Source organism: Microcoleus sp. T2B6, assembly GCF_036700475.1.
Lineage (GTDB): Bacteria > Cyanobacteriota > Cyanobacteriia > Cyanobacteriales > Microcoleaceae > Microcoleus.
Genome location: NZ_JAUBOZ010000070.1, coordinates 1 through 26,773, shown reverse-complemented (window position 1 = coordinate 26,773; position 26,773 = coordinate 1). Strand labels below are relative to the sequence as shown.

The following is a 26,773-nucleotide window of genomic DNA, read 5'->3' as shown; positions in this document are numbered from 1 at the left end:
TTAACACAGATAAAAAACCCGGTTTCTTTGGTATTGATGCGTAAGTTATGTAGAGTTAAAATCAAGTTAAAAATGTTATATGCCAATAGAAATAATTATCTTAATTGCTTCGTTACTTGTATCTTGGCTAGTCTTTAATTGGGCTTTTAAAGTATTGAAAGCCAGCATCGGGACAGCGATTGGTTTAGCAGCAATTGTGCTGACGATGCAGTTATTGTTTGGCATCGGCCCAAATCAGCTTTTCCAACATATAATTCACTTGCCGGAAACCCTGGGAAAAATGATTTCGGGCAAGTGAGGCGATTTTAGATTTTAGATTTTAGATTTTAGATGCGAGGACAAATTTAAAATCTAAAATCGATAGTGTTCGGTTTCATTCCTCAACCCAACTTAGAGGGTATTCACTATCAGACTTGATATAATAAGCTGCTACCCATAGGCGAGAGTGGGAGAGGGTCCGATGGGGATCGGGGAAAAATCATTGAGGGGGTGACAACGCCTCTGGAATCTTGATGGTAAAAGCATTGAAGCCCCTGAACCTCAAAAAAGATAGCGGATTATTGACAGGCTTATCTTACTCATAAGATCCTCCGAGAGATCCTTGAACCTGATTCAAATGATCTCGCCATTCTCTTTTATTCACTCACGCCCGCGAAGATATTTTCGCTTGGTCACTCAACTCAAAACCTTGACGCAGCTTTGCTTTCAACCTGCTTGTCACCCCGTCAACCCCAACGCCCCGCCGGAGGAACTATGGGAACCCGAAGGTGCAAGCTACTACAACGGCGAACTCATCCTGCAACCGAGATAGGGGTGGACTTTGGAACAACAGTTAGAACTTTTGGATACCCACCCACTGTTTACTGGTCAATGTCCCCGCTGCGAAATGACTTATCCCAAATAGGAAACGCCACCTGTTCATCGGGATTGTTCGGAGTGTGGATGGATGGATGGATGATTCGGTTTGAGGCGATGGTCGCAGCGGTTCTGTTTTGATAATGGCGATCGTTACTTGCTCTTTAGAGCATTGATTCAGCTAACTTTCTAGTTAAGATTGAATAAGTTAAATAAAGAATTATGGTTTTTTCAGTAAGCTAGCTAGTATTTAGGTAATTTGATTACTAAATGGGCTTTTTAGTCAAGTTGTTTAGTACAAAAGGAAATGTAGTTTGTATGAAGAATCTATACCGCAAAGTTGCCGTTGCCTCTGTTTGCACCGCTCTAGGTTTTGTTCTGGGAACAAGCGAAGAAGTTAAAGCAGCTACATTTACCTTGACACCTACTATCCAATTTGGAGCGACCGCAAGTATGTATCAGATGGGTGTGTATGAGGACGTTAGGCTTATCCCTGGGGATGAGTACGTGTCATACGGGCCGGGTAGTATAACAACCAGGTTAGCTGAATTTAATATTAGCAACTTTTTTCTTGCTCCTAACACAATTATTCGTAGTGCTATCTTTCAGGATAAGATATCCAGTTTCCAAGGAGGCCGTCCTGGTACTCTGGGCATCTTTGGCTATTTAGGAAACGGAACAGCCGAAGCATCAGATCTTTTGGGGGATGAAGTATTGTTAACTTCTGTAGATATATCATCCTCATCTCCGGGTGATACTCTTAACTTTGACGTAACTCCGTTTGTAAATCAGCGAGTTAGCAATGGCGATACTTTTGCTGGGTTTGCCATCAGTCTCTTGAACGTTGGTGGGGTCGCTCTGGGAGGTACTGATGCTCTTGGTCGTTCCAGTCTAGTAATTGAAACCGCCGACGTTGCCGAGCCTGTGCCTGAACCGACCACAATCTTTGGTTCAGCTATAGCCCTGGGCTTGGGAGGATGGCTGAAACGAAAGAAATCAAATCCGCAGCATAAAACAACGCCGATGCGGTTAATCTACCGTTTGACAAGAGTTTAAATCTCAACTTATCAGTTGCGGGCAACAGCTTGCTCGAAAACCCACTTGGAAGTGCAGCCGACTAATCCCCCAACAAACACCCAAAACGCGCCTTGAGGCCACACACTTAACACCGCTTGCCTCATGCGGCCAGGATTGCCAGAGGGAGCATCTCACCTTTGCAGCCCTCCGCTAGAAATTGGAGTTTTGAGGCAGGAGGCAGGAGGCAGGAGGCAGGAGGCAGGAGGCAGGAGGCAGAAGGAAAGAAGAAGAAGGAAGGAGCCAGAAGAAGGAAGGAGCCAGAAGAAGTATTTTTACAAATATGAGATGCTCCCTTGCCAGAAGCGAAACAGGATTGCAGCGATCGCGGCTAGTAAGACTATTTTGCCAACAGTTGCTTCACCGATCGTCCAACCCCGGTACATTCCCCAACAACAAGCGATCGTCAATTCAATAAACAGCACCAAGTTCAAAAGGCTGATGATGGTGCTGTTGATGTTCTACAAAAAAGTTAGTGAATCCATCCAGGGGTCACAAACTCAAAAACTCTGGGGCGCGGTGGTTAAGTGCGACAATTGGGGTTTTAGGAGGGCAAGCGTTGGGCGATCGCCAGCAATGCCAGTTGCGCCATGCTGATCCGATCTATAAGTGCCTGTTAATTGACGTTATATATATCTGCTAGATAATATGAGTTTTGAGTGGATGTAAAATCGATCGTGCAGATTTTTGATAGGTGGAACCTAAAATGCCTACTTTTGAGGGAACGCAAGAACAGGATTTTCTGACAGGTGGGCGATTGGGCGACATCATCCAAGCCGATAGCCGTAACGACACACTCCTTGGTGACGAAGGAAGCGACTTGCTGTGGGCTAATGAAGGCAATGACTACATTAACGGGAAACAAAATAATGATACTATCTACGCCGGCAAAGATAATGACTCCGTACACGGAGGAAAAGGAGATGACCGGGTATTCGGAGATAGGGGCAACGATATCATTTACGGCGACTTGGGCAACGATATCTTGTTCGGAGGTATTGGCAGCAAGCAACCTGCAGGCGATCGATCTGACTCTGGCAACCTAATCGGCAGCCGCAGAGAAAAGGAACTCAATGGCAATGAAGGTAGTCGCAGTTTGGTGGGAAAAAAAGGCAGCGACATCGTTCTCGGCGGCAAAGATGACGATAAACTCTTAGGAGAAACACATAATGATATTCTTTACAATCAATTAGGCAGCGATACCGCTAATGGAAAAACCGACGGCGACATCATATTTCCTGGTTTCGGCAGCGACTTCATTTACGAGGACGAAGACAATGATACTCTCAATGGCCGTGAAGGTTTAGATACAGTTTACGGCGGGACACAAAATGACATAATTCGCGGCGGAAAAGAAAGCGATCTCTTATTTGGAGAGGAAGGAAATGATGTCCTTTTTGGCGATCGCGGGGGCGATACTTTAACAGGCGGCAGCGGTGGCGATTTGTTTGTTATCGGCAGAATCGATAGAATCGATGGCGTTCCCGGCTTTTTTACTACTGGCGGCACAAATCTATCCGATGCTGACATTATTAGCGACTTCGCTCAAGGATTTGACTTAATTGCATTGGACGGCGGCTTAGCATTTCAAGACTTGAGCATTTATCAAGGCAGCAGCGAGTTTGCAAACGATGCAGTAATTCAAGATCGAGTTACTGGCGAGTATCTGGCAATTTTAAAAGGAATTAACAGCAACGAAATTACAGCCTCTAAATTTACCAGCGAAATTACTCCTATTAGCTCAATATTAGAATTGAGCGAGACGAAGTTTGAAAGAAAAGAAGACGGCACGCCGATCGCTGCAATAACAGTGAAACGCAAAGGTGGTGATTTAGATGCAACTGTAGGGGCAACTATATTTATTGTTAATAACTCAGCGACATCTCCCTCCTATGGCAGCGCGACTCCCATTGAGGTCAATTTTGCCCCCGGAGAAACCACTCAGACAGTAACAGTTCCCTTGGTAAATGATGTCGCATTTGAAGGAGAGTTATTTAATTTACGCTTGAGCAACCCTAGAGGAAAGGTAAGAATTGGGTATAGCGATACTGCTGTTTTAGCGATTACAGATAATGACACTCCACCACCATCCTTGTTGATACCGACACAGCCAGACACGGGGATACTGCCCCTCAGTTCGCCGACGCCGACACCATCCCTCACCCCAATGCCGACGCCAAGCGATACGCCGGCACCAACACTAAGCGATATGCCGACGCCAACGCCAACGCCGACGCCAGCACCAACACCAACGCCAACACCAACGCCAAGCGATACGCCAACACCAACGCCGACGCCGACGCCGACGCCAACGCCGACGCCAACGCCGACGCCAACCCCGACGCCGACGCCAGCGCCAAGCGATACGCCAGCGCCAACGCCGACACCAAGCGATACGCCGACGCCAACGCCGACGCCAACCCCGACGCCGACGCCAACCCCGACGCCGACGCCAGCGCCAAGCGATACGCCAACACCAACGCCGACGCCGACACCAAGCGATACGCCAACACCAACGCCAAGCGATACGCCAACCCCGACGCCGACGCCAACCCCGACGCCGACGCCAGCGCCAAGCGATACGCCAGCGCCAACGCCGACGCCGACACCAAGCGATACGCCAACGCCGACACCAAGCGATACGCCAGCGCCAACGCCGACGCCGACACCAAGCGATACGCCAACGCCAACGCCGACGCCGACGCCAAGCGATACGCCAACGCCAACGCCGACGCCGACGCCAAGCGATACGCCAGCGCCAACGCCGACGCCGACGCCAACGCCGACGCCGACACCAAGCGATACACCAACACCAACACCGACACCGACACCATCTGTTACGCCGACGCCGACGCCAAGCGATACACCAACACCAACACCAACGCCAACACCGACACCAAGCGATTCGCCGACGCCAACGCCGACACCGATTGCAGACAACGTTCCAGAAATCGACTTGTTCGACGGCACCGCTAACATCGCAGACAATATGGGAACAGTTAATTTCGGTACCGCCGTTTTAGGAACAGAGGTTGTCAAAACCTTTACCGTGAAAAATACAGGCAGTGGCAACCTGACTCTCAACAATGCGATCGCCCTGCCAACAGGTTTCAGCTTAGTTAGCAGTTTTGGCAGTACAAACCTAACTCCCGGCAGCGAGACTACTTTCTCTGTCAAATTCGATGCAACTGCGATCGGCACTTATGGCGGTCAAATTTCCTTTGCCAACAGCGACAGCGATGAAGATCCCTTTGATTTTCAGATTTCAGGAACACGTCAACCTTTTGACACTACCCCGCCCACAGCAACGCTCAACCCAATTGCGAACATTTCGGCAGGAAGCAATAGCTTGACATTTACCGTCGAATATGCTGACAACACGGCTGTAGAGGTCAGCAGCCTGGATAGCAGCGACATTCGAGTGACAGGCCCAAACAACTTCAGTCAGTTGGTGGCATTCTTAAGCGCGACTCCTGGCGGAAACGGCACGCCTCGGACTGCAACTTATCAAATTAACGCCCCCGGCGACAGTTGGGACGCAGCGGACAACGGGACTTACACTCTGGAATTAGCAGAATCTCAAGTTTTAGATACCAGCGGCAATGCAGCCACTGCTGTTAATTTGGGCAATTTCAACGTCAGTGCACCTGCATTAGATGCCGAGGTGACGCTAGCAGTTTCGCCCGAGGGCGGGATCGAAGACAGCGACAGCACGATCGCCTACACCTTTACCCGCACCGACAGCATCAATTCGCCACTGTCTCAACCGCTGACAGTCAGTTTCTCGGTTGGCGGAACAGCTAGTTTTGCCAATGATTACACTCAGTCGGGTGCTACCGCTTTTAGTGCCACAACCGGCACGGTTGCGTTTGCAGCGAATTCCGCAACCGCAGCAGTTACCCTAACTTTAGTTGCCGATACTGCTAATGAACCTAACGAGACAGTCGAACTAACTTTGGCAGCAGGAAGCGGCTACACTTTAGGCACAGCAGGCGCGGTGACGGCTGCCATTAGCAACGACGATACTCCCCCTACCTATAATTTCAGTGCAGCTACCTTTAATGTGCCTGAAGGGAATGCTGCTAACACTGCCAATGTCGTGACTGTAACGCGATCGGGAGATACATCTACAGCTTCAAGTGTAGATGTAGTCCTGGCAGCAGGTGCAGTCAATCCCGCAGCAATTGGCAGCGACGTGCAAGCAGAACCAATTACCGTTAATTTTGCAGCAGGGGAGACAAGCAAAACGGTACCGATTCAGGTATTAGGCGATGTCAATTACGAACCCGACGAGACAGTAGCGCTGTCCTTTGCCAACTTCACCAACGAGGGAGTCGCCGGAACAGCCAACCCCACTGCTGTGCTAACAATTCAAAACGACGATGCCGAGATTCGCGGCAGCAAGTGGAATGATTTAAACGGCAACGGTGTGCGAGACGGTAGCGAACTCCCAATAGCAGGTTGGACTGTCTTTCTCGACACTAACCAAAACGGCGTACTCGACGGCGGCGAAACTTCTACTGTTACAGACGCTAGCGGCAATTACGCTTTTCCAGGTTTGCCTGCTGGCAACTATACCGTTGCCGAACAGTTGCAAGCCGATTGGCAGCAAACATTCCCCGGCATCACCGCACCGGTGGGGACAAACTTTCTGATTCCCCTGCCAACTCGCCGAGACCACGTTTTCGATCGCACCCGCAATCGACTGTACATTACCACTAACAAGGGAACAGTAGAGCGATACGACTTTAGTGCTAACGCTTGGCTAGCACCCCTTGAGGTCGGCAATTCCTTAAACGGCGTCGATATTACCCCCGATGGCAGCACTTTGTACGTTGCGGAAAACCAGCGCAGCGGCGTGCAGGGATTCCTCCGCAAGGTAAACCTCAATACCGGTGCGGTTACTAACCTCCCGTACAATCTTAGTCGGGGGGAAAGCGGTTCCTGGGATGTGGCGATCGGGGCTAACGGCAAAGGCATGATGAGTACGCGCTGGGAGGGTTCCGGTACGGTGCCTTTTCGCGAAATAAACTTAGCTACTGATACTTTAACGCAGCGATCGGATGCGGGGTCAGTATTTGGCGAAGTCAACCAGAACACGCACATCCACCGCAGCAGCGATCGCAGTCTGTTTTTCATGACTGAATCCAACAGTTCCGCAGGCCCAATCTTTACCTACAACGGTACAACAGATACTTTTCCCAACCGATCGCAAACAAACACATTTCACGACGGTACTCTATCTGCTGTCAGCCGCAACGGCGCGTTAATTGCTTTAGAAGATTTCGGAGTTGGTATTTCGATCCGTAACCCAAACCTCGGGCAAATTACCACCCTCAATAATAATTTTGATGGTGGCTTAGCTTTCGACTCAACCAAAGATATCCTCTATGCTGTGAATTCCACAACTAATCAAATCGTTGCCTTTAATACAAATACTTGGACTTCGTTGTTTAGCCTCAATATAGGTGAAGATGTCCCTGCATCTACACCGTTTGGCAACGGGGTGATGTCTGTCAGCAATGATGGAAAATTGCTGTTTCTGTCAACTCCCAGCGGCGTGCGGGTTTTAAGTTTGCCGGGGTCGAACGTTCCGCAAGCGCAAACAGTTAATCTTGCTGCGAATCAATTGGCTGAAAATGTCAATTTTGGCAACAGACAAACTGCACAGCTAAACGAAATTCGAGGTACAAAATGGAATGACTTAAATCGCGATCGCGCACTAACTGCTGGCGAACCTGGCATTGCAGGCTGGACTGTCTTTCTCGATACCAACCAAAATGGTGTATTGGACGCGGGGGAAACTTCTACGACAACGGATGCTAGTGGCAATTATTCCTTTGCGAGTTTGGCCGGGCCGAGAAATTATACAGTTGCGGAAGTGCTGCAACCCGGTTCGCAGCAAACGTTCCCCGGTATCAGCGGCGCGCCGGCAAGTATTCTCATTCCGGTTGCTAACGGTCGCGATCGCGTTTTCGATCCGACGCGGAATTTGCTTTACATCACGACCGGTGCGGGAACTGTGCAGCGGTACGATGTCGCCACGCAGACTTTGTTACCGCCACTTGCTGTTGGCACTTTGTTAAACGGTGCTGACATTACTCCAGATGGCAGCGCTTTGTACGTTGCTGACAATCAAACTAGCGGGACGCAAGGTTTGATTCGCAAGGTCAATCTCGCTAGCGATGCTGTTACCAATATTCCTTACACTCTCGATTTTGGAGAAGCCGGGGCTTGGGACGTGGCAATCGGTTCCAACGGCCGGGGAATGGTGAGTACGCGCTTCAACGGTTCAGGTACGGTGCCGTTCCGGGAACTGAATTTAGCTACCGATACTCTATCAGTACGGACGGACGCAGCCGGGTCGGGTTTTGGAGGCGAAGTCACACAGGACACGCCCATCCACCGCAGCAGCGATCGCAGTCTGTTTTTCATGACTGAATCCAACAGTTCCCTAGGCCGGATCTTTACTTACGATGCCGTGACTAACACATTTCCCACCCGGAATGAAACAGACTCTTATCACGACGGTACTGTATCTGCGGTTAGCCGCAACGGTTCGCTAATTGCAATGGAATTAAACGGCGGCATTTCTGTGATGGATCGCAATTTTAATGCTGTGGAAAATCTGGCTGGCCTTGACGGGGGGTTGACGTTCGATCCGACGAGGGATATCCTTTACGCTGCTAATTCTGTTGCCGATGAGTTGATTGCTTACGATACCAATACTTGGGATGTATTATACCGCAGGAGTATCGGTGAAAATATTAATGCTTCCTCGCCATTTGTTAATGGGGGGATGTCGGTTAGCGATAACGGACAATATCTGTTTTTGTCTACTCCTGCTGGGGTGCGGATGTTTAATTTGACTGGTACTGGGCTGCAGGAAAGCCACAAAGTAAATGTGGGTTTCGGTCAAATCGAGCAGGGAATTAACTTCGGCAATGCGATTTAGATTTTGTTGTGTTTCGATCGCACTTTTAAATTATCTCGTCAATTAAGGTCGATAGCTCTTTCATATATCGCTACATTACCACAGAAGTATCCGTGGATGTGGCTATATGGGTTTGGGCATCGAGAATCATGGGAAACATATTGGTTGGCAGGGTGACAAGCAGGTTGAAAGCAAAGCTGCGTCAAGGCTTTGAGTTGAGTGACCAAGCGAAAAGATACGCTTGCTGTGCGTAAGTCAATAAAAGAGAGTGGCGATATCCCTTGAATCAGGTTCAAGGGGATATCGGACAATCTTATGAGTCAATAAGCCTGTCCATAATGCACTATCTTTTTTGAGCTTCAGCGGCTTCAATGCTTTTACAATCAAGGTTCCAGAGCCGTTGTCACCCCTCAAGAAAAATCCTCTTCCTTCCTTATTCCTTATTCCTTTTTCGGTTAACTACCCAGCATTTGCAACTTGTACAAACTGGCATACAACCCTTGTTGCTGCAACAACTCTTCGTGGCTGCCCGACTCTACTAACTGCCCGCGTTTGAGCACTAAAATACGATCGACATTTCGGATAGTCGAAAGCCTGTGGGCAATAATTATCGCCGTTCTGTCCACCATCAAACGCTCTAGAGCTTCTTGAATTAAAGCTTCGGTCCCCACATCCAAACTAGCAGTTGCCTCGTCTAGAACTAAAATACTGGGATTGCGAATAGCGGCGCGAGCAAACGCTAATAATTGCTTTTGTCCCCCCGAAAGATTCGTTCCCCGTTCCCGCAATTGCGTATCATAACCTTGAGGCAACTGTTCGATTAAACGGGCAACATTTGTCTTTTCGGCTGCTGCTTGAATTTCCTCAATCGAGTAACTTTCTCCCAGGCTGATATTGCTCTTCACGTCACCAGCAAATAGAAAGCCATCTTGGATAATCACGCCTATGTGCCTGCGTAACTCTGCTTGAGGCAAATCCCGAATATCCACATGATTAACCAGAATCCGTCCTCGGCTAGGTTCGTAAAGGCGGCACAGGAGACGGATAATCGAACTTTTGCCCGCACCTGTGGGGCCGACTAATGCTACTTTTTCGCCGGATTTGATGGTGAAATTGAGGTTTTGCAGGACATATTCGTCTTGTTTGTAAGCAAACCACACGTTGTCAAATTGAATTTCTCCAGATTCTGAATTCTGCGATTTGGCATTTTCTCCTCCCCTTAGCAAGGTGGGGTTGGCGGGGGGTGATTGGGGATTGTTAGGCACTAAACGATATTCTGAACTTGCTGGATTTTGATGATTATCTGGCAATTCTCGATCGAACGGAGACAAGTTGTAAGCCGTTGCCTCTGGATGTCCAGTTATCAACAACGGTGAATAACCTGCCCTTCTTCCTCCTTCCCTCTTCCCTCTGGCTTCAAACATCCGTGTATCCGTGTCAAAATCCGTGTTGTGCCCTTCCTTCTTCCCGCTAGTTGGATCTTTAATTTCGATGGGTTCATTGAGAATATCGCTAATCCGTTCGACAGCGGTAAATCCTGCTTGAATAGCAGTGAATTTCTCAGCAAATTGCCGCAGCGGATCGAAGAGACGTTGAGCAAATAAAATGAATGCCGAGAGAGTACCGAAGTTAAGATTACCGGCTAAAACCCTTTGACCCCCCATCCACAAAACGGCTGCAATCGCCACTAAAGCAATCCATTCTAATGTCGCAGATACGGCTGAGTCGTAAAATATAGTTTTGTCAACTGCTTTAATGTAGCGTTTATTCGTGACGCGAAACAATTCTGAGTTAAATCTTTCGCGGCGGAATAGCTGCACTACCCCAATACCAGTCAGGTTTTCTTGCAGTTGGGCGTTGAGTTCGGAAAGTTCTTCTCTGGTATTGTAATTTGCTATGCGATATTGGTACTGGAAATAAACTATGACTGCGGTAATTGGTATCATCATCAGCACCAACATTAAAGCTAGTTGCCACTGCATGGTAAACATGAAAATGGCAATTACTAAAATTGAAAATAAATCGCTGACAATGCCGATCGCCCCTGAAGAGAAAACCTCTCCCAAAGCTTCTACATCGCTGGTGAGGCGAGTCATCAGTTTACCGACAGGAGTGCGATCGAAAAATCTCACTGCTAGCGATGTGACGTGGGCGAACAAATCATTTCTAATATCTGTAGTAATTATTTGCCCTACTTTCGTGACTAAATACCCTTGAAGTGATTGCAGTGCTAATCTAAGTGTTATAGTTAGCATGAGCAAAACTGCCAAAATATTCAATGCAGCAGATAGAGGCACTCCCCGCAGGAATTCGTAGGTAGGTTCCGAGCGAATTACCGAAATTGCCTGTCCGATGAGAATGGGTTGAATTGCTCCTGAGACTGCTAGCGGTACTAATAGTACGATCGCAATAATCAGCAAGCGTTTGCTGCGGGTTGCGTAAGATGCCAACCTCATGAATAACCGCCAGTCTGTTTCCTGGCCGGATTTGTTTTTGGTGTCTGCTACTGGTGAGGAAATAGTCATTGATGGCAAAAACTGTACAATATATCTAGTTAATAATTGTAACAAAGAGAATGAATATTTGGCACTAATATCAGTAACAGGCAAGATGCCTGTTTCACAAAGAGTGTTTTCTTGTAACAGCAGGTTGGGTTGAGGAACGAAACCCAACTAAAATGTTTGTAGCCCGCCAAAGTGGTACTATAATCTAATGTTAAAGGTTATACTGTCATCATGCAAGAGATAGAGACAGCCCGATTGTATCTGAGACAATTTACGCCATACGACTTAGATGAGCTGTACCGCATCTACAGTGATGCAGAAATAATGAAATACTTGAGAGGAGTTAAAACTAGAGAAGAAACAGAAATCGCCCTTCATACCATGCTCAAAAGTTGGGAAGAAAACAACTTCGGAATGTGGGCTTTAGTACATAAAATAGACCGTAAAATGATTGGTCGCTGCGGACTGAATTTTCTGGAGAAGACACCGGAAGTTCAGCTAGGCTATGCCCTCGACAAAGTTTATTGGAATCAAGGATTGGCGACAGAAGCATCTTTGGCTAGTCTAAACTATGGATTTCAAATATTAAATTTGGAGAGAATAGTTGCGATCGCCCTCCCAGAAAATATAACCTCCCAGCGGCTGATGCAGAAAGTTGGCATGAAATATGAAAAAAATGCTCATTATTACGAAACTGATGTAGTATATTATTCTATCTCGCGAGAAAGTTACCAGTCAAAAGTAGTTTTGTAGGGTGCGCTAGGCGCACCTTACTGCATTTAAATTACTCGCATCGCAAATTGGCATTCTTGTCGGCTGACAACTACGAAGTTCTTTGCAATTGCTTGTTAACTTTTTGAATTTTCTTAGCAAAATACTCTTGTCTGTGTCCCAATCTTTTAGCCACGTCCAACCCTTTTTGATAGGATTCCAAAGCTTTATCGTAAGCCTTCATCTGTTGATAAACTTGACCGATATTGTCGTAAGTGTTCATCAATCCGTAGAAATTGTAAGCCCGCTCTTCTAACAGCAACTGCATTTGATAAATCCGCAAAGTCGGCTCCCATTGCTTTTGCGATCGATAAAGTAAAGCTAATTTATCCAAAGCTTCACTAGCTTGGGCATACTGTTGAATGGGGACGGCTAAATTGTAGGCTTCCTGATAGTATTGAGCTGCTAAATTGATTTGACCTATGGTTTGGTAATCGCTGGCGATCGCAATTTTGAGCGGTGGTATAGCGCTGGGATTTTGTAAGTTAAGATACACTGATGCTAGTTTTTCCCTAGCTGCGATCGCCTTTAGGGGTTGTTTCGACTGTTGGTAAACATAGGCCAACTGTCTCAGAGTATCTACCTCAGTTGGAGGAGTTACAGGCTGCGGCGGCGCGCCGTTTCCCGCCACAACAGCAGAATTTTGCACAGCAGAATTAGCAGCAAATAAAGCGCGGTTTTCCTGAATTAAAGTTGCCAATTCCTCATACACCGGAGCAGCTTTATCGTAACTCAACCAATTGATGTGAATTAGCCCGATCGCCTTTAAAATCTGACCTTGGGCCAATATATCTTGGTTTTGGCGCGCATTTTCGAGAATTTCTTGGTAAACTTCTACAGTCGGGCCTTTAGCGCGCACCTGCTGAAAAGCCGCAGCGAAGGCGGGTAGCAACTCAGTATTAAGTGGTACTTGGGATTTGACTTCTTTTTGAATTGCTTGCAACCGTTTGGTAATAAGCTGTAGTTCGAGATTTTTACCGTTACTCCAAGCAACACTTCCCACCCGACTCAAAGCAGCAATTTCCGCCGCCGGCCCCAGATACCTCCGCAGCCGCAATTCTCGGAACCAAATTTCAAAAGCACCCGCGCCGTCTCCAGCTTGCAGTTTAGTCGCTGCTTCTAAGTTTAACTCTTCCAAAGCCGCTGTCAGTTCATCCCGCTGAGTGCTGCTCAAAGATTCAGTGGCGGGAGTGAGGGGATCGGGTGTGGTAATTTCTAGAGGATTAGGAGAAAATTGATCGAGGGCTGGTGGATTAGTTTGGGCGCTAGCAATAGAACCAGCACACAGCCACAGGAAAAGCAAGCACCCAATTGGTACAGAACTTCTCATTCTAAAAATTTGGTTGCCGCGATTCGGCATTTCTTCTGGAAACATCAAGTTTTGCATATCTACAAAACGGTATAAATTATGTCACAAAGATGGCACAAAAGTAAACAGTTCAACAAGAGCAACAAAATAAATGTCACCGTGCTGAGCAATTATTGGCATTTAAAGACGCTGGGCGAGCGTATTTTACGCTTATTTAGTCTAGCCCTTATTCTCTTAACTGTTTGCACAGCTTGCGCCCCGCCTCCCGCAGTTGCAAAAGACCGCTCTTTTCCAGAATTGTCCCTCGAATTTTTGGGCGAGTACGAATTGCCAAAAACCAATTTTGAAGGAGTACCAGTCGGCGGTTTGTCAGGAATTACCTACGATCCCAAAGGTATTAGTGCAGTCACTTCCAAAGCTTATCGCTTTTACGCTCTCTCCGACGACCCCAGCGAAAACGGAGAAGCGAGATTTTACAGTCTCCGACTCGACCTCACATCAAGTGACCCAGCAAATATTCGCCTGAAAAAAGTTACCGTTGACGGCGTTACATCCCTCAAAAAAGCAGACGGTGAAACCTTCTCTTGGGGTTCCATAAATCCCGAAGGCATCGCCCTTTCTCCCCGCAATTCAATATTTGTCGCCAGCGAAGGCGTTACTCATGTGGGCATCCCTCCTTTTCTCGGAGAATTTGACCTCAAAACCGGGCAAATGCGGGGAAATTTGCCGATACCAAAGCGCTATATTCCCGATGCCGGCGATGAAAAACAGCAGCAAGGAGTGGTGGACAATTTAGGTTTTGAATCTTTAACCATCGACCCAGAAACCTTTAGTCCAGGCGGTCTAGATCCGTTTCGTTTGTTCGCAGCTACGGAAGCGCCGTTAATGCAAGATTTAGACCCGGAACAGGCAAGCAAACTCCGTATTTTACATTATGTCATCGTCGATAAAACGCCGCAATTAGTATCGGAAAATCTTTACATCCTCGACCAAGTTCCCATGACTATTTTGAACGGTTTAACAGAATTAGTAACTGTCGGTGGCGGTCAGATTCTGAGTTTAGAACGTTCTTTTGGGCTGTCGGGATACAGCGCTAGGATTTATCAACTAGCGGTTGGGGCGGCTACAGATACTTCGAGAATCCAGAGTTTTAAAGGGCGAGTGGCGGTCGAACCTGTTAAGAAAAAGTTGCTGCTAGACTTAAGCGAACTCGGAATTCCGCTGTACAATTTAGAAGGGATGACCCTCGGCCCGCGCTTGCCAGATGGCAGCCAGAGTATAGTTTTGGTCAGCGATGACAATTTTGATGAAGCGCAGAAAACTCAGTTTATCTTGTTGAGTTTGAAGGGCAAAGGTTAAGTCAGAAGGGCGGGCTAGAAGCCCACCCCACCCCACAATAAGATTTATTATTTGTGAAACAGGCATCTTGCCTGTAGATCAAAACAGTACAATAAGATTCACTCTTTGTGGAACAGGCATCTTGCGCTAGAAGCCCACCCCACAAAAAGATTTATTCTTTGTGAAACAGACCCGAAAGCCTGTTGAGGAAAACCGTACAATAAAATTCACTCTTTGTGGAACAGGCATCTTGCCTGTTCCTAAAAAAGTTAAATCAAATTTATCCAAATATAAAATGCCCTAATTATGCCAACTCGTAACACTTTGCAATTACCAGAAATCGAACTTTCATACCTAGAATGGCAGCCCGACACAGGGAAAGAAAAATATCCCCGTTTGCTGCTGTTACACGGTTTAGCAGATAGTGCGTGTGTCTGGACTAACTTGGGCAATTACTTGTCCAACCGCTATCATATTGTAGCGCCAGATATGCGCGGTCACGGAGAGAGTAGCAAACCCAAAATAGGCTATACTTTTGAAAGTGCGATCGCAGATTTAGAAGCTTTGATGGCACATCTCAACTGGCCCGACGCCCACATTTTAGGACATTCTTGGACGGGAAAACTAGCAGCGATTTGGGCGAGGCAAAATCCGGCTCGCTTTTGCAGTATGATTTTAGTAGACCCCATCTTCATCACCAAACTTCCCGCCGCGATGAAACTCACCCTGCCAATTGTTTACCGAAAATTAGACTGTCTCAAATGTGTGGGCCCGTTTGCGACTTTAGCCCAAGCAGAAGCAGCGGCAAAACAATCGGGAGAATACGCAGATTGGAGTGATGTGCAGCAAATGGTATTCCAACAGCAAATCGAACAAAAATCAGACGGAAATTGGGGCAGTAAATTTACGATTGCAGCCAGAAATCAGATATTTGCAGAAGTGATGAAAGTTGCCGGTTTAACTGAAAATATTGAGATACCGACTTTGTTTGTACAGCCGGAAAAAGGCGTAAATCGCATGGATTGGCAAATGCAGCCATACAAGAGATACTTAAAAAATCTTACCGTTGCAAAAGTACCGGGCAATCACTGGTCTTTTTTGACTCAACCAGAAACTTTTAATCAAACTGTGGCAGATTTTTTAGAGGGCACAAGACAGTGAATTTAGAAATTATCGCACATCGGGGATTTTCGGCGATCGCCCCGGAGAATACTTTAGCAGCTTTTGAACTGGCGATCGCCCGTGGAGCTCATTCGATCGAATTTGACATCCAGCTATCCGCCGACAACGTACCAGTGATTTTTCACGACGCCACATTAGATAGAATCACTGGAGTTTCTGGCAAAGTTAGGGAAACAACCCTGTCTCAATTGCAGACACTTAATGCGGGAAAATGGTTTAGCAATGAATTTTCACAAGAAAAAATTCCTACCTTAAAAGAATCATTAGCTATCCTCAAAAATGTTGACAAATTTCTTTACTTTGATGTCAAGCCGCACTGCGAGTGGTCTGATGCAGATGTGGCGGATTTTGTCAATACTTTGAAGGGCGCAGAGATCCAACATAAATGCGTTATTACCTCCTTTAACGATAAATTTCTGGAACAAGTGCGGCGGCTATCTGGCGATTTGGCGATCGGACATATTGTTGCTAATCTAGAAGCATACAAAACTCAATTTGCTCAAGCTGTAGCCCATCAGGATAATTTGATTAGCAGTCTGTATCGCGTGTTGCTGGAAAACCCCGCACTGATTCAAGAAACCCGGAGTCAGGGAGTTGACATTGTGGCCTGGACGGTGGACGATCGAGCGGATATGCAAAAGTTACTTGATTTGGGTATAACGCGGATAGTCACTAATTGTTTGATATAATTTGTTTAACTTGATATCTTGCACCATTATTAAGAACGGGCAAGATGCCCGTTCCACAAAACTCAATATATCTTGCACCCTTATCAAGAACGGGCAAGATGCCCGTTCCACAAAACTCAATTAATAGATGAATTATTTTCGCAAAAACATCCACGAAATGTCTGGCTATGTGCCTGGGGAACAGCCACCGCTAGGCACAAAAATTATTAAACTAAATTCTAATGAAAATCCCTATCCACCTTCTCCCAAAGCTTTAAAAGTGCTTCAGGAAATAGACGGTGAAATGCTGCGGCGCTATCCAGATCCAACTGGCAAAGTTTTCCGTATTGCTGCTAGTAAAATTTTTGGAGTTGCTGACGATTGGATTATTGTAGGTAACGGCAGCGATGATTTATTAAACTTGATAGTTCGCGCTGTGGGCGAATCCGGGAAACAGATTGTTTGTCCCGCGCCAACCTATGTATTGTACCGCACTTTGGCAGAAATTCAAGATGCAGAGTTTGTGGAAGTTCCTTATCCCGATGACTACAAGTTACCCGTCGATTTGCTAATAGCAGCCCAGGGTGCAGTGACATTTATAGCTTCGCCAAACAGTCCATCAGGAACAGCCATCTCTCTTGCAGATTTGGAGAAGCTGGCTAAAGAGTTATCGGGCATTCTTGTCATCGACGAAGCTTATGTAGATTTCGCCGAAGAAAATGCTTTGAACTTGACAAAAAAGTACAGTAATGTTATAGTTTTGAGGACGCTTTCCAAAGGTTATTCCCTGGCAGGATTGAGGCTGGGTTTTGGCATAGCAAATCCGGCGCTGCTGGCAGAATTAAATAAAATCAAAGACAGCTATAATGTGGATGCTTTAGCCTATGCAGTGGGGGCGGCTGCGATCGCAGATCAAGACCACAAAATAGCCAACGCCGAAAAGATTAAGGCTTCGCGAGCAAAACTAGCCGTTAGCTTCAAGGAATTAGGCTTTGACGTTTGGCCATCACAAACCAACTTTTTGTTAGTTAGGCCACCAAACGGCGATGCAGAAAGAATTTATCAAACACTGAAAGTACGGGGAATATTGATTCGATATTTCAATCAGCCGCGATTAGAAGACAAATTGCGGATTAGTGTAGGTACGGAGGAACAGAATCAAATACTCCTAGGTGCTATTGCGAAAATGCTTTAAAAACTTCTGACTCAAAATATATACTTTATGGATATATGGGCTTTACACCCTGCCCACTATTAGGAGTCTTGCAATCCCAACGAAGGTCGCAGTTCTTACAATCTTGTTCGCTAATAGAGCCGGAAGCAGCAGCTTCCCATTTGTCACTAAGACGTGATTGTTCAATTTGCTTAACAGTCTTGGTAAACTCATCCATTGCAACCTGAATCTCATTAGGCTCAATGCTAACTTCCTTGAGAGCATTAACTGGACGTTTGGATGGGCAATTTGGGCCATCAAGTTCGTTCAGAAAATACAAAACTGCTTTTCGTGGCAGGACACCGTGCTTGTGTTGGTAGAGATAGGCATAAACCCGCATTTGGAACTCATACGTCTCCCAATCAGTAGAGTTTAGATCAAAACGACGGCTTCCCTTATAATCCCACATCTCACATTCAGCAGGGTCTAGCACTTTATTAGGCGCATCTACCAGAAGATCGACAACTCCATGAAGAATGTGATTTGTGCGATCGGCCTGCAATCTGTGTTCTGTGTCCCTAACTCGTGGGTAAAGTGTTGGACCTTCGAGGGCGTTGAAATATTGAAGAATCTTCACCGCTTGCACTCGAAGCTCCGACCGGATAGCTAGAATTCCTTTACTATTCAAGCCATTTTCTACTTGAATAAAATATCTCACGATATCGCTGGGAGGGAAGGGATCTGTTTTTCCAGTCTGCCGCGCTGATTTCGCTTCACCAAAGTAATCACTAATGTCTTCTTCACTAAGAATTTGCCCGTTATCGGGAAGCAAGCCTTTAGTCGAAGGATCAATTATTCCATGAAAATGGCCATGACAACGATCTAAAACTTGGTGAAGTACAGTACCGAAGTAAGCCTGAGTTTGCTGTGCAGGTGCATATTTGTGGACATTAAAAGCCCCGTACTGTCGGGCGCATCGCCGATATGAAACAACATCTTGAGTGACGCTATATCGGCGTTTCACCAATGTATTATTGGATAAAGGTACTGAAATACCTTGGAATGGCTTTGTCATAAATACTCCTTTTAAATAGCAACGGTATTTCTGCGAAATTCAACGAAGTCACCTCCGGGCGCAGCTACATGATTTTTGATGTGTTCTTTCGTTCCCACCAAAATTAGACCATATTGTGCGCGTGAGTAAGCCACATAAAGTAAACGGATGTCATCTTCTACAGCCAGTAATTCTGGTTTTCGCGTAGTTCTAGTATAAAGCTCTTGCCGAAATTGTGCGAGATCCCGCTCAAGAATCTGTGCAGACCCAACCCCTTTATTTTGACCTAACTGCGTGACAAACACGAACGGAAACTCTAAGCCCTTTGCTTGGTGAATAGTCATAATTGGCAGAGATCCTTTTGGTACGATCACCTCTTCATCTTCGTCATCATCAATTCCTGCCTCTATGAGATAGCTGATAAACATTGTGTAAAAGCGATTCAAAAAAGTCGGATCGAGATCGGTTCCAGATGAATTTGAACGCAAACCGTCTAATTTGAAACTGTGATATCCATCAAAAAGACGAGTAACCTTAGAAAGACGCTGATGCCTTACAGCGTCTTGTTGCCATGTGCAAAATGGTTCCCGCGCAAGGATGCGATAAAGAATTTCCAGTAGATTAAGGTTCAGAAAGACACCTTTATTAGATGCACACAGCTTCGGCAGGTTTGCATTACTAAGTTTCAAGTATTCCCTTAGTTCATTTGTGCTTAGATTATTTAAGGTTTGGAGCCATTGCTGGACAGTATCTACCCACCATAGAGGTCTTTCCTGTTGGTCTTTGTAGGATTGAAAACTATGGTTTCTATCAATAACCTGCACCAGTGCGGCAAGTAAACACTGGACTTCTTCACTCTCCATGAAAGATTTTGAGCGAGGATTATAGACAGGAATCCCCTGTTGCTGGAACGCACTAATAAACGGCCCAGCATTTAATTTCGAGTCTCTAGCACTACGTACCAGCAAAACACACTGGCTATAGTCAGATATGATTCCATCTCCTATTAAGTGCTTTTTGACTAAATCAACAACAGCATCCGGTAAGTCTCCTGCTTTTTTCCGAGCGATCCAAGAAACAGCAGGGTATGAGCCAGTTATGGAGGAGGTAGCCTTAACTGGATTTTTACCAGGGGCGCGCACTCCTTGAGCCGTCATTTCTGAGAAAGAAGTGATGTAATTATTAAAAAAATCAACAATATCAGAGTGAGAACGGTAGTTTTTATCTAGCTGAATTTTATGAGGAGGTTCACCCAATGCTGCCATACAAGCTTGGTCAAAATTAACCATGCAAGATACATTTCCACCTCGGAAACGGTACAAAGCTTGATCGTCGTCACCTACTACTGTAATATTGTGTGGTTTCTGGTTGGCAAGGGCAAGGTAAATCCGCTCTTGAATAGGATTAGTGTCCTGGTACTCATCCACCAGTACGTGCAGCAATGGTGGCTGATTATTGCCATCTCCCTGTAAAAACCGCTGACCAGCAGGAGAGTTAAGAAATTCAAGAAAGCACGATTGAAGATGAGCAAAGTCGCAACGGTAGTTGTCTTGTAGGGCTTGAGCATATTGCTGATAGGATTCTGCTAGGGTTGCCCAGTGTCCCCCAGCCAAGAGCATCTTTTGGACATCAACACGGTCTTCTACAACGTGGTTGAAGAGCGTCACTGCTGCCTTGACCCGCTTCCACTTGTTAGGACAGTATTTTTTGTTCCGCCAATCAGGTACAGCATGATCGAACTGTGTCCAGAAGGCTAAGTCTTCATGTTTAGCTATTTCTGCCTCACGGTAGGCAAATAAATGCTGTTCTACATCATTAAGAAGACGGACATTTTGGTATTTTGGGTAACGGTATTCTTGAAGAATGTCATTGCATAGGCTGTGTAGTGTTCCTATCCTTATGTCAGCTAGGTCTACTTCTTGAAGACTAGAATCAGTATCCTGTAGTGCAGCTAGGTAGGTTGCCAGACGATCTTCAAGATTACGCGCTGCCTTAGTTGTGAATGTAGTTAAGAGAATAGAGCGAGGTTTAACACCATCTACACAGAGCAGTTTCAGGGTGCGTGTAACCAGTACCTCACTTTTGCCTGAGCCTGGGCCTGCTAGAAGCCACAGGGAACCACCTTCATACTCTACAGCTTGCTTCTGTTTGTCGTCAAGGTCGTAACCGCGAGCCTTAGATTGGGCAAGACACTCATGGAAGGTGGCTATATCGATCATATGATTATGTACTTCGGCTGATAAGACACTATAACGTTGAATTGATTAATAAGTCAATATTGCTCGATCGCACTTTTACGGATAATTATTAGGATTATCCGTCGCCAACCCTGCCGACTGAGCAATATCCAGCAATCTGTTGTCCGCAGAAACAAAAATTAGTTGAGTTTCTGGTATTGATGTTAAAACAGATTGAACGCGCAAAGCAGCCGCCAATTGCACAGCATCATAAGCCCGCAGTGGATATTGAACAATCAATTCACCCGCCCTTTCAACCAGTGCCAGATCAACTTCGATAACTCTATACCGACTATTGAATTCAGAGCGAAACTTTGCAATAAGTGCAGCAACTTCCGCAGCAGTTATACCGCCTTCACGTTGTCTGCGTGCAAAAGCACTAAGAACTTCCACCCAGGTGATGCGGACTAAAAGCAGCGAGTTACCAGTCTGGGAATCCGTGAGCGTTTTTATCCAAGGGCTGCCAATTTCAACCACATATCTTTTGATGAGGGCGCTGCTATCCAAAAAATAAATGTTTACCACGGGCCACGATCCTCGATAATCATTTCTGATAGAGGCTTGCCCGGTTTTGCCCCTAACCTTTTAGCCAATTCATACACATCTTCATCAGTGACAGCCTCGACGTTATCGGGATTGTTAGGTAGTGGAGTCACCAATCCTCGGTCAACTAAAAACTGGATTGCCAATTCTGCCTGCTTTTTTGGATCATCTGGCCAGAGTTGAATCTGCACAGTTTCCCCATCATTCAATGACAAAGGAATCAGGGGACGCAAAACCCCGTTTTCGTAGATAGCAGTAATAGTTTCTGGCATAATTAGCCTCTTAATTAAATGCTTTGACTTATTGTACTTCTTTTAGAGTTTTCAGTAGGGTGCGTCAGTTGTGATTATTTTTGCTCCAAACAAACAATCTCGGAACTGACGCACCTGACAACAAATGGTGCGTCAGAATAATACTTTCGGCGCTGATTTAAAATCTCAAAACTGACGCACCCTACCACTGATATCATCAGTCATTCCCGATTCTTTAATGGAAAATCCAAAATCTAAAATCTAAAATCGTCTTACTTCGTTGCCACCACAGCCAAATTCCAAGCCAAGCGTTTCATCAAAGGCAACTTCTTCAAAAAGCCATCCAACCCTTCCAATCGAGAGTATTCCGGTTTCAATCTCTCTTGTTCAATGATAATCTTTTTCCAGTAACGCTCCTCATTTGGATGCACTTTTTCTATCAAATAAAAGCGTAAAAAAATCCACAGCGATGTCAGCCAAAAGGTATCATAAGCCGTCTCCGAAAACAAAGACTTGATAAAATTCACAATATTAATATCCAAAGGAGTTTCATCCTCCGTCCGCACCTCAGTAGCCATCCTGCGGTAAACATTAATCACCGGATTGTGCTTCATCGGGTCCCAGAAACAAGCTTTTCCCCCCGGTTTTAGTACCCGGTGCATTTCGCGAATCGCCTTTTCTGGTTCCGGCAAATGGTGCAGCAAGTTAGAAGCATAAACAATATCAAAACTGTTGTCCGCGAAATCCATAGCCATTGCATTTACAGTGCAGCCCTCTATTTTGACGCCGTTTTTCTCAGCCAATTTCCGAGCAACTTCTACCATGCCCTGAGAATAGTCGGCCGCCACACAATGCGCGCCTTTTTTAGCAAAATAAACGCTATTTTCTCCCGCGCCGCAGCCTAAATCTAACAGCCGTTTGCCTGTAATATCGCCCATTTGCTGGACGATAAATCTATTTTCTGGGGCGGTGCAAGCTTCAAAGTAATCATTAACTCGAATGCCGTCAATATCGATCGTAGATGCCCAAGCATCGTGGAATTGCCGCTCTTTTTTTAAAGTTTCGTCTTGCATTTTTCAAGAGTTGGTTATTGGTAAAAAAAATTAATTTTAAACCGCAGATGAACGCGGATTAACGCAGATTTATTTAGATATATCTGCTGTTATGTGCGTTCGTCTGCGGTTTGTTTCAAGAAAAATTGCTGACAAGAAATTTATCAGCGCTGTGCTTTTGCAACAACTTGATTTCCGATCGAAGTTGGCTGTTCTGAGGATTTTTCCGTAGTATGCTGCAATGCCTGATACAGGCGATTTAAAGCGCTGATGTATGCTTCTGCGGAGGCTACGATAATGTCGGTATTTGCCGAGTGACCGGAAAATACTTTGCCTTCGTGGCGCAAGCGAATTGTTACTTCGCCGATCGCATCTATGCCCGCTGTCACCGACTGTACAGAAAACTCGATCAACTCGTTCGGTACGTTTACCACCCGGTTAATTGCCCTGTAAATCGCATCCACCGGCCCCGTGCCGATCGCAGCATCTGTCAATTCTTCGCCCGCCGGATTCCGCACAGTGACAGTTGCTGTCGGGCGAGATTTGTCGCCGCAGGAAACTTGCACCAATTCTAACCGGAAAAGTTCCGGTGCTTGGTGCACTTCGTTATTGGCGATCGCCTCTAAATCCCAATCAGTAATCTCTTTTTTCTTGTCTGCCAAATCTTTAAACTTGACAAAAGCCTTATTTAGCTCATCGTCGGCCATTTCAAAACCCAACTCTTTCAAGCGAGTGTGGAAAGCGTGGCGCCCCGACAATTTACCCAGCACGATTTGATTTTCTGTTAAGCCGATCGACTCAGCGTCCATAATCTCGTATGTCCGCTTATTTTTCAGCACTCCGTCTTGGTGAATTCCCGACTCGTGAGCGAAAGCATTTGCCCCGACAATCGCCTTATTTGGCTGCACCAACATCCCCGTCAAAGTGGAAACCAAGCGGGAAGTTTTGTAAATTTGGCGCGAGTCAATATTTGTCAGCGGTTCCTCAGAATCCGCAGCCCTGCCCAAGAACGGATTATAATATTGGCGTCGCACGTAAAGCGCCATTACCAACTCTTCCAGAGCTGCATTTCCCGCCCGTTCGCCAATCCCGTTAATCGTGCATTCTAACTGTCTGGCGCCATTTTTCACAGCTTCCAAAAAGTTAGCAACAGCCAATCCTAAGTCATTGTGACCGTGAACCGAAATAATTGCCCGATCGATATTCGGCACATTTTCCTTAATTCCGCGAATCAAAGCCCCAAATTCGCTGGGAGTCGTGTAGCCGACAGTATCGGGAATATTAACAGTAGTCGCACCGGCTGCGATCGCCCGTTCTAGAACCTGATACAAAAACTCCGGTTCCGATCGACAAGCATCTTCCGGCGAAAACTCCACATCATCCACAAAAGACTTAGCGTAAGCCACCATTTCCGGCACAATTTCCAGAACCTCAGCCCGCGTCTTTTTCAGCTTATGCTCCAAGTGGATATCAGACGTAGCCAGAAACGTATGAATTCGCGAATTTACGGCGGGTTTCAGAGCCTCGGCTGCTGTTTTTATATCCTCCTTTCTCGCCCGTGCTAAACCGCAAATTGTCGGCCCATCTTCCGTGCCCACCGAGCGGGCTATTTTTTGGACTGCCTCGAAATCTCCCGTGCTGGTGAAAGGGAAACCCGCTTCAATCACATCTACGCCCAATCTCGCTAACTGGCGGGCAATAGTCAGCTTTTCATCCACATTCAGAGATGCACCCGGAGATTGTTCTCCGTCCCGCAAAGTCGTATCGAAAATAATAATCCGGTCTTGACTTGGTTGAGTTTTCATAGCTCTAAAAAAGTGTTTTCCTGATTTTTACTTGTCCCCTGTTCTGGGCAATTAGTCCCCAGTCACCAGTCCCGTGTTTCGCGCCAATAACGAATAATTAATAACCCATAACCCATAACTACTGACTAATGACTGCTGACTAATGACTAATGACTAATGACTAATGACTAATAACTAATGACTAATGACTAATGACTAATGACTAATAATCCATTTTCTCGATATGTTCCCTAATTTCATTTAGGTCTATATACCTATCTGTAGCATTTCGTAACTCTCTCGCAATCATTCCTTCGGTTGATACCACAGTAATATGAGTATTTTTCGATCGCAGCAGCTCGATCGCCCGCTCAAAATCCCCATCCCCGCTAAAAAGTACAACTTGGTCGTACTGATCCACCGTATTAAACATATCAACCACAATCTCAATGTCTAAATTAGCCTTTTGAGAATATCTGCCCGAAGCATCGTCGTAATATTCCTTAAGAATCTTAGTGCGAACCGTGTAACCCAGACTGATCAAGGCATCTCGAAATCCCCTTTGATCTTGGGGGTCTTTTAGACCCGTATACCAGAAAGCATTGATCAAGATGACATTCGGCTGCGAAGTTTTGAAATATTCGAGCACCCTGCGAGGATCAAAAAACCAACCGTTCTTTTGTTGAGCGTAGAACATATTGTTCCCGTCCACAAAAATAGAAAGGCGGTTCATTAAGTTTGTCATAGAAACTTAGACCTAATAATTGTAGAAAGAAGTTAATCTAAATATCACATTTTAGCAACATGGAGCTAACTGAGGCAATAGATTAAACTTCAGAAAACTCCATCTCCCCAGTATTTCATATTTTCGGCTCTACCGCCAGAGGGTTCTTTTAACCCTGCTTGCATTTGAGCGAGGGGCCCTCACAAACTATACGCCTAGTAACTCAATACCGGCTGCCGTGTCAAGGTTAATGGCGCATTCAAACTACCGCGCCCACCGCCCTACCGCCAAGCAGGCATACGCCCAGCGCATAGCAGTAGATTTTGCTCCCCTGATTTCATAGCGCAGACTACCTCCGCTTAAGCCTTTTTGCTTTCAAGGGCCCAGCGAGCTAACTCTGTCCGGTTGTGCAGACCTGTTTTGCCCAGCATATTGCTGACGTGGCTTTCGATAGTCCGCTGGCTGACATTCATCACGTCTGCGATCTGGCGGTTTGCCATACCCTGCGCTAGCAACTGTACCACCTTTAACTCAGTGGGAGTCAATTCGACATTGCGGCGCGCCTTAATTTTTGTGCCACTCTCTATACCGGGATTTGAGTGGCGAATCAAGCGGGAGGCAGCTTTCAGAGAAGATTCCACTTGGGCTACCAGTTCTTCTGGTTCAAAAGGCTTGACTATATAAACGTCAGCCCCAGTGCTCAAGCCTTTTACTCGGTCTGAACTTTGACCTTTTGCCGACAAGAACAGAACCGGAATCCAGCTAGTGCGAGGGTCTTCTCTGATGTGTTTGACTAAAGTGTAGCCGTCCATTTCCGGCATCATCACGTCGCAGATAATCAAGTCGGGAACTTCTTGTTCTAGTTTTTCCAGAGCGTCTCTGCCGTTTTCTGCTGTAATGACGTTGTAACCCCGAAACTCCAAGTAGTCCTTGACGAGCAAGATCAAGTTCGGGTCATCGTCAACCAGCATCAGCCGTTTTTGCTCTCCTGAATTATTGTCCTTTGTCATGTTTATTCCCGCTAAAGTATCCCGCACACTTCCTTGTTTTCACTTCTGTTTTTTCGGTCAGTCCCCCGCCACCCGGCTGGGAGTGGAGGACGACGATCGACTGAAGGGATGGCGGTGAGGGAAAGCGGGGCGGGTATTACCGCTTTCCAACCTATAATTGACTGCTGTTTGTGAGTGTCTTACGACCTGGAACGCAGCCCAAACCAGTAATCGACGATCGCCCTGTCAAGATCAGCCTTGATTGATTGCAGATTCTGATACTTTTAATCCAGACAATCCCCGACAATCGGCAACAATCTGAATATAGCACACTCATCAGACAGGTCCCAG

20 protein-coding genes are annotated in these 26,773 nt (G+C 46.2%); 10 read left to right on the top strand and 10 right to left on the bottom strand.

The annotated features are described in order from the left end of the window. Nucleotides 1-79 precede the first annotated feature (79 nt). The 5 genes from QUA00_RS25145 (at nucleotide 80) to QUA00_RS25125 (ending at nucleotide 8,884) form a co-directional block, all read left to right on the top strand. Nucleotides 80-298, top strand: coding sequence for a hypothetical protein (locus QUA00_RS25145; protein ID WP_333105450.1), 219 nt, complete (start codon nucleotides 80-82; stop codon nucleotides 296-298). A 369-nt stretch (nucleotides 299-667) separates the two neighbouring features. Then, a complete protein-coding gene (locus QUA00_RS25140; RefSeq protein ID WP_333300549.1) occupies nucleotides 668-811 on the top strand; it encodes a hypothetical protein in 144 nt (47 codons plus the stop codon). 362 nt (nucleotides 812-1,173) lie between these two features. Then, nucleotides 1,174-1,911, top strand: coding sequence for a PEP-CTERM sorting domain-containing protein (locus QUA00_RS25135; protein ID WP_333140359.1), 738 nt, complete (start codon nucleotides 1,174-1,176; stop codon nucleotides 1,909-1,911). Between the two features lie 123 nt (nucleotides 1,912-2,034). Then, nucleotides 2,035-2,526, top strand: a complete 492-nt coding sequence (locus QUA00_RS25130) for a hypothetical protein (RefSeq protein ID WP_333305195.1) — start codon at nucleotides 2,035-2,037, stop codon at nucleotides 2,524-2,526. Between the two features lie 109 nt (nucleotides 2,527-2,635). Further along, on the top strand, nucleotides 2,636-8,884 hold the full coding sequence (locus tag QUA00_RS25125; protein WP_333411557.1) for an SdrD B-like domain-containing protein: 6,249 nt from the start codon (nucleotides 2,636-2,638) through the stop codon (nucleotides 8,882-8,884). Nucleotides 8,885-9,318: 434 nt separating this feature from the next. Here the strand turns inward: QUA00_RS25125 and QUA00_RS25120 are convergent, their stop codons facing one another. Next, nucleotides 9,319-11,388 carry an ABC transporter ATP-binding protein gene (locus tag QUA00_RS25120; RefSeq protein WP_333411563.1) on the bottom strand — a complete coding sequence of 690 codons (2,070 nt, stop codon included), beginning with the start codon at nucleotides 11,386-11,388 and terminating at the stop codon, nucleotides 9,319-9,321. Nucleotides 11,389-11,598: 210 nt separating this feature from the next. On the opposite strand from QUA00_RS25120, the gene QUA00_RS25115 reads away from it, so the two are divergent. Next, entirely contained in the window at nucleotides 11,599-12,120 is a 522-nt protein-coding gene (locus QUA00_RS25115; protein WP_333411556.1) for a GNAT family N-acetyltransferase, read from the top strand. A 70-nt stretch (nucleotides 12,121-12,190) separates the two neighbouring features. Here QUA00_RS25115 and QUA00_RS25110 read toward each other — a convergent pair whose 3' ends face one another. Further along, complete coding sequence (locus QUA00_RS25110) at nucleotides 12,191-13,525, bottom strand: tetratricopeptide repeat protein (protein ID WP_333411555.1); 1,335 nt, start codon at nucleotides 13,523-13,525, stop codon at nucleotides 12,191-12,193. 21 nt (nucleotides 13,526-13,546) lie between these two features. Between QUA00_RS25110 and QUA00_RS25105 the strand changes: the two genes are divergently transcribed. From QUA00_RS25105 to hisC, 4 genes are all read left to right on the top strand, one after another. Next, nucleotides 13,547-14,806 carry an esterase-like activity of phytase family protein gene (locus QUA00_RS25105; protein ID WP_333140370.1) on the top strand — a complete coding sequence of 420 codons (1,260 nt, stop codon included), beginning with the start codon at nucleotides 13,547-13,549 and terminating at the stop codon, nucleotides 14,804-14,806. Nucleotides 14,807-15,091: 285 nt separating this feature from the next. Continuing rightward, nucleotides 15,092-15,946, top strand: coding sequence for an alpha/beta hydrolase (locus QUA00_RS25100; protein ID WP_333411553.1), 855 nt, complete (start codon nucleotides 15,092-15,094; stop codon nucleotides 15,944-15,946). After that, entirely contained in the window at nucleotides 15,943-16,656 is a 714-nt protein-coding gene (locus QUA00_RS25095; protein WP_333411551.1) for a glycerophosphodiester phosphodiesterase family protein, read from the top strand. Before QUA00_RS25100 ends, QUA00_RS25095 begins: the two co-directional genes overlap by 4 nt. A 127-nt stretch (nucleotides 16,657-16,783) precedes the next feature. Continuing rightward, entirely contained in the window at nucleotides 16,784-17,830 is a 1,047-nt protein-coding gene (gene hisC, locus QUA00_RS25090) for a histidinol-phosphate transaminase (protein ID WP_333411550.1), read from the top strand. 25 nt (nucleotides 17,831-17,855) lie between these two features. Here the strand turns inward: hisC and QUA00_RS25085 are convergent, their stop codons facing one another. The 8 genes from QUA00_RS25085 to QUA00_RS25050 all read right to left on the bottom strand — a co-directional run bounded on the left by QUA00_RS25085 (nucleotide 17,856) and on the right by QUA00_RS25050 (nucleotide 26,443). Further along, the gene (locus tag QUA00_RS25085; RefSeq protein WP_333411548.1) at nucleotides 17,856-18,863 is read right to left on the bottom strand and encodes a PD-(D/E)XK nuclease family protein; all 1,008 of its coding nucleotides are present in this window, start codon (nucleotides 18,861-18,863) and stop codon (nucleotides 17,856-17,858) included. An 11-nt stretch (nucleotides 18,864-18,874) separates the two neighbouring features. After that, nucleotides 18,875-21,061 carry an ATP-dependent helicase gene (locus QUA00_RS25080; protein WP_333411546.1) on the bottom strand — a complete coding sequence of 729 codons (2,187 nt, stop codon included), beginning with the start codon at nucleotides 21,059-21,061 and terminating at the stop codon, nucleotides 18,875-18,877. A 75-nt stretch (nucleotides 21,062-21,136) separates the two neighbouring features. Beyond that, nucleotides 21,137-21,604, bottom strand: coding sequence for a type II toxin-antitoxin system VapC family toxin (locus tag QUA00_RS25075; RefSeq protein WP_333411545.1), 468 nt, complete (start codon nucleotides 21,602-21,604; stop codon nucleotides 21,137-21,139). Further along, complete coding sequence (locus QUA00_RS25070) at nucleotides 21,598-21,894, bottom strand: antitoxin family protein (protein ID WP_333411543.1); 297 nt, start codon at nucleotides 21,892-21,894, stop codon at nucleotides 21,598-21,600. The genes QUA00_RS25075 and QUA00_RS25070 overlap by 7 nt, the downstream gene beginning before the upstream one ends. A gap of 251 nt (nucleotides 21,895-22,145) precedes the next feature. After that, nucleotides 22,146-22,946: a class I SAM-dependent methyltransferase gene (locus QUA00_RS25065; RefSeq protein ID WP_333411541.1), complete on the bottom strand. Its 801-nt coding sequence runs from the start codon at nucleotides 22,944-22,946 to the stop codon at nucleotides 22,146-22,148. A gap of 143 nt (nucleotides 22,947-23,089) precedes the next feature. Then, a complete protein-coding gene (locus QUA00_RS25060; RefSeq protein WP_333411539.1) occupies nucleotides 23,090-24,730 on the bottom strand; it encodes a 2-isopropylmalate synthase in 1,641 nt (546 codons plus the stop codon). A gap of 202 nt (nucleotides 24,731-24,932) precedes the next feature. Then, the gene (locus QUA00_RS25055; protein WP_006633075.1) at nucleotides 24,933-25,454 is read right to left on the bottom strand and encodes a LabA-like NYN domain-containing protein; all 522 of its coding nucleotides are present in this window, start codon (nucleotides 25,452-25,454) and stop codon (nucleotides 24,933-24,935) included. Between the two features lie 338 nt (nucleotides 25,455-25,792). Continuing rightward, on the bottom strand, nucleotides 25,793-26,443 hold the full coding sequence (locus QUA00_RS25050; protein WP_333105463.1) for a response regulator transcription factor: 651 nt from the start codon (nucleotides 26,441-26,443) through the stop codon (nucleotides 25,793-25,795). Nucleotides 26,444-26,773 lie beyond the last annotated feature (330 nt).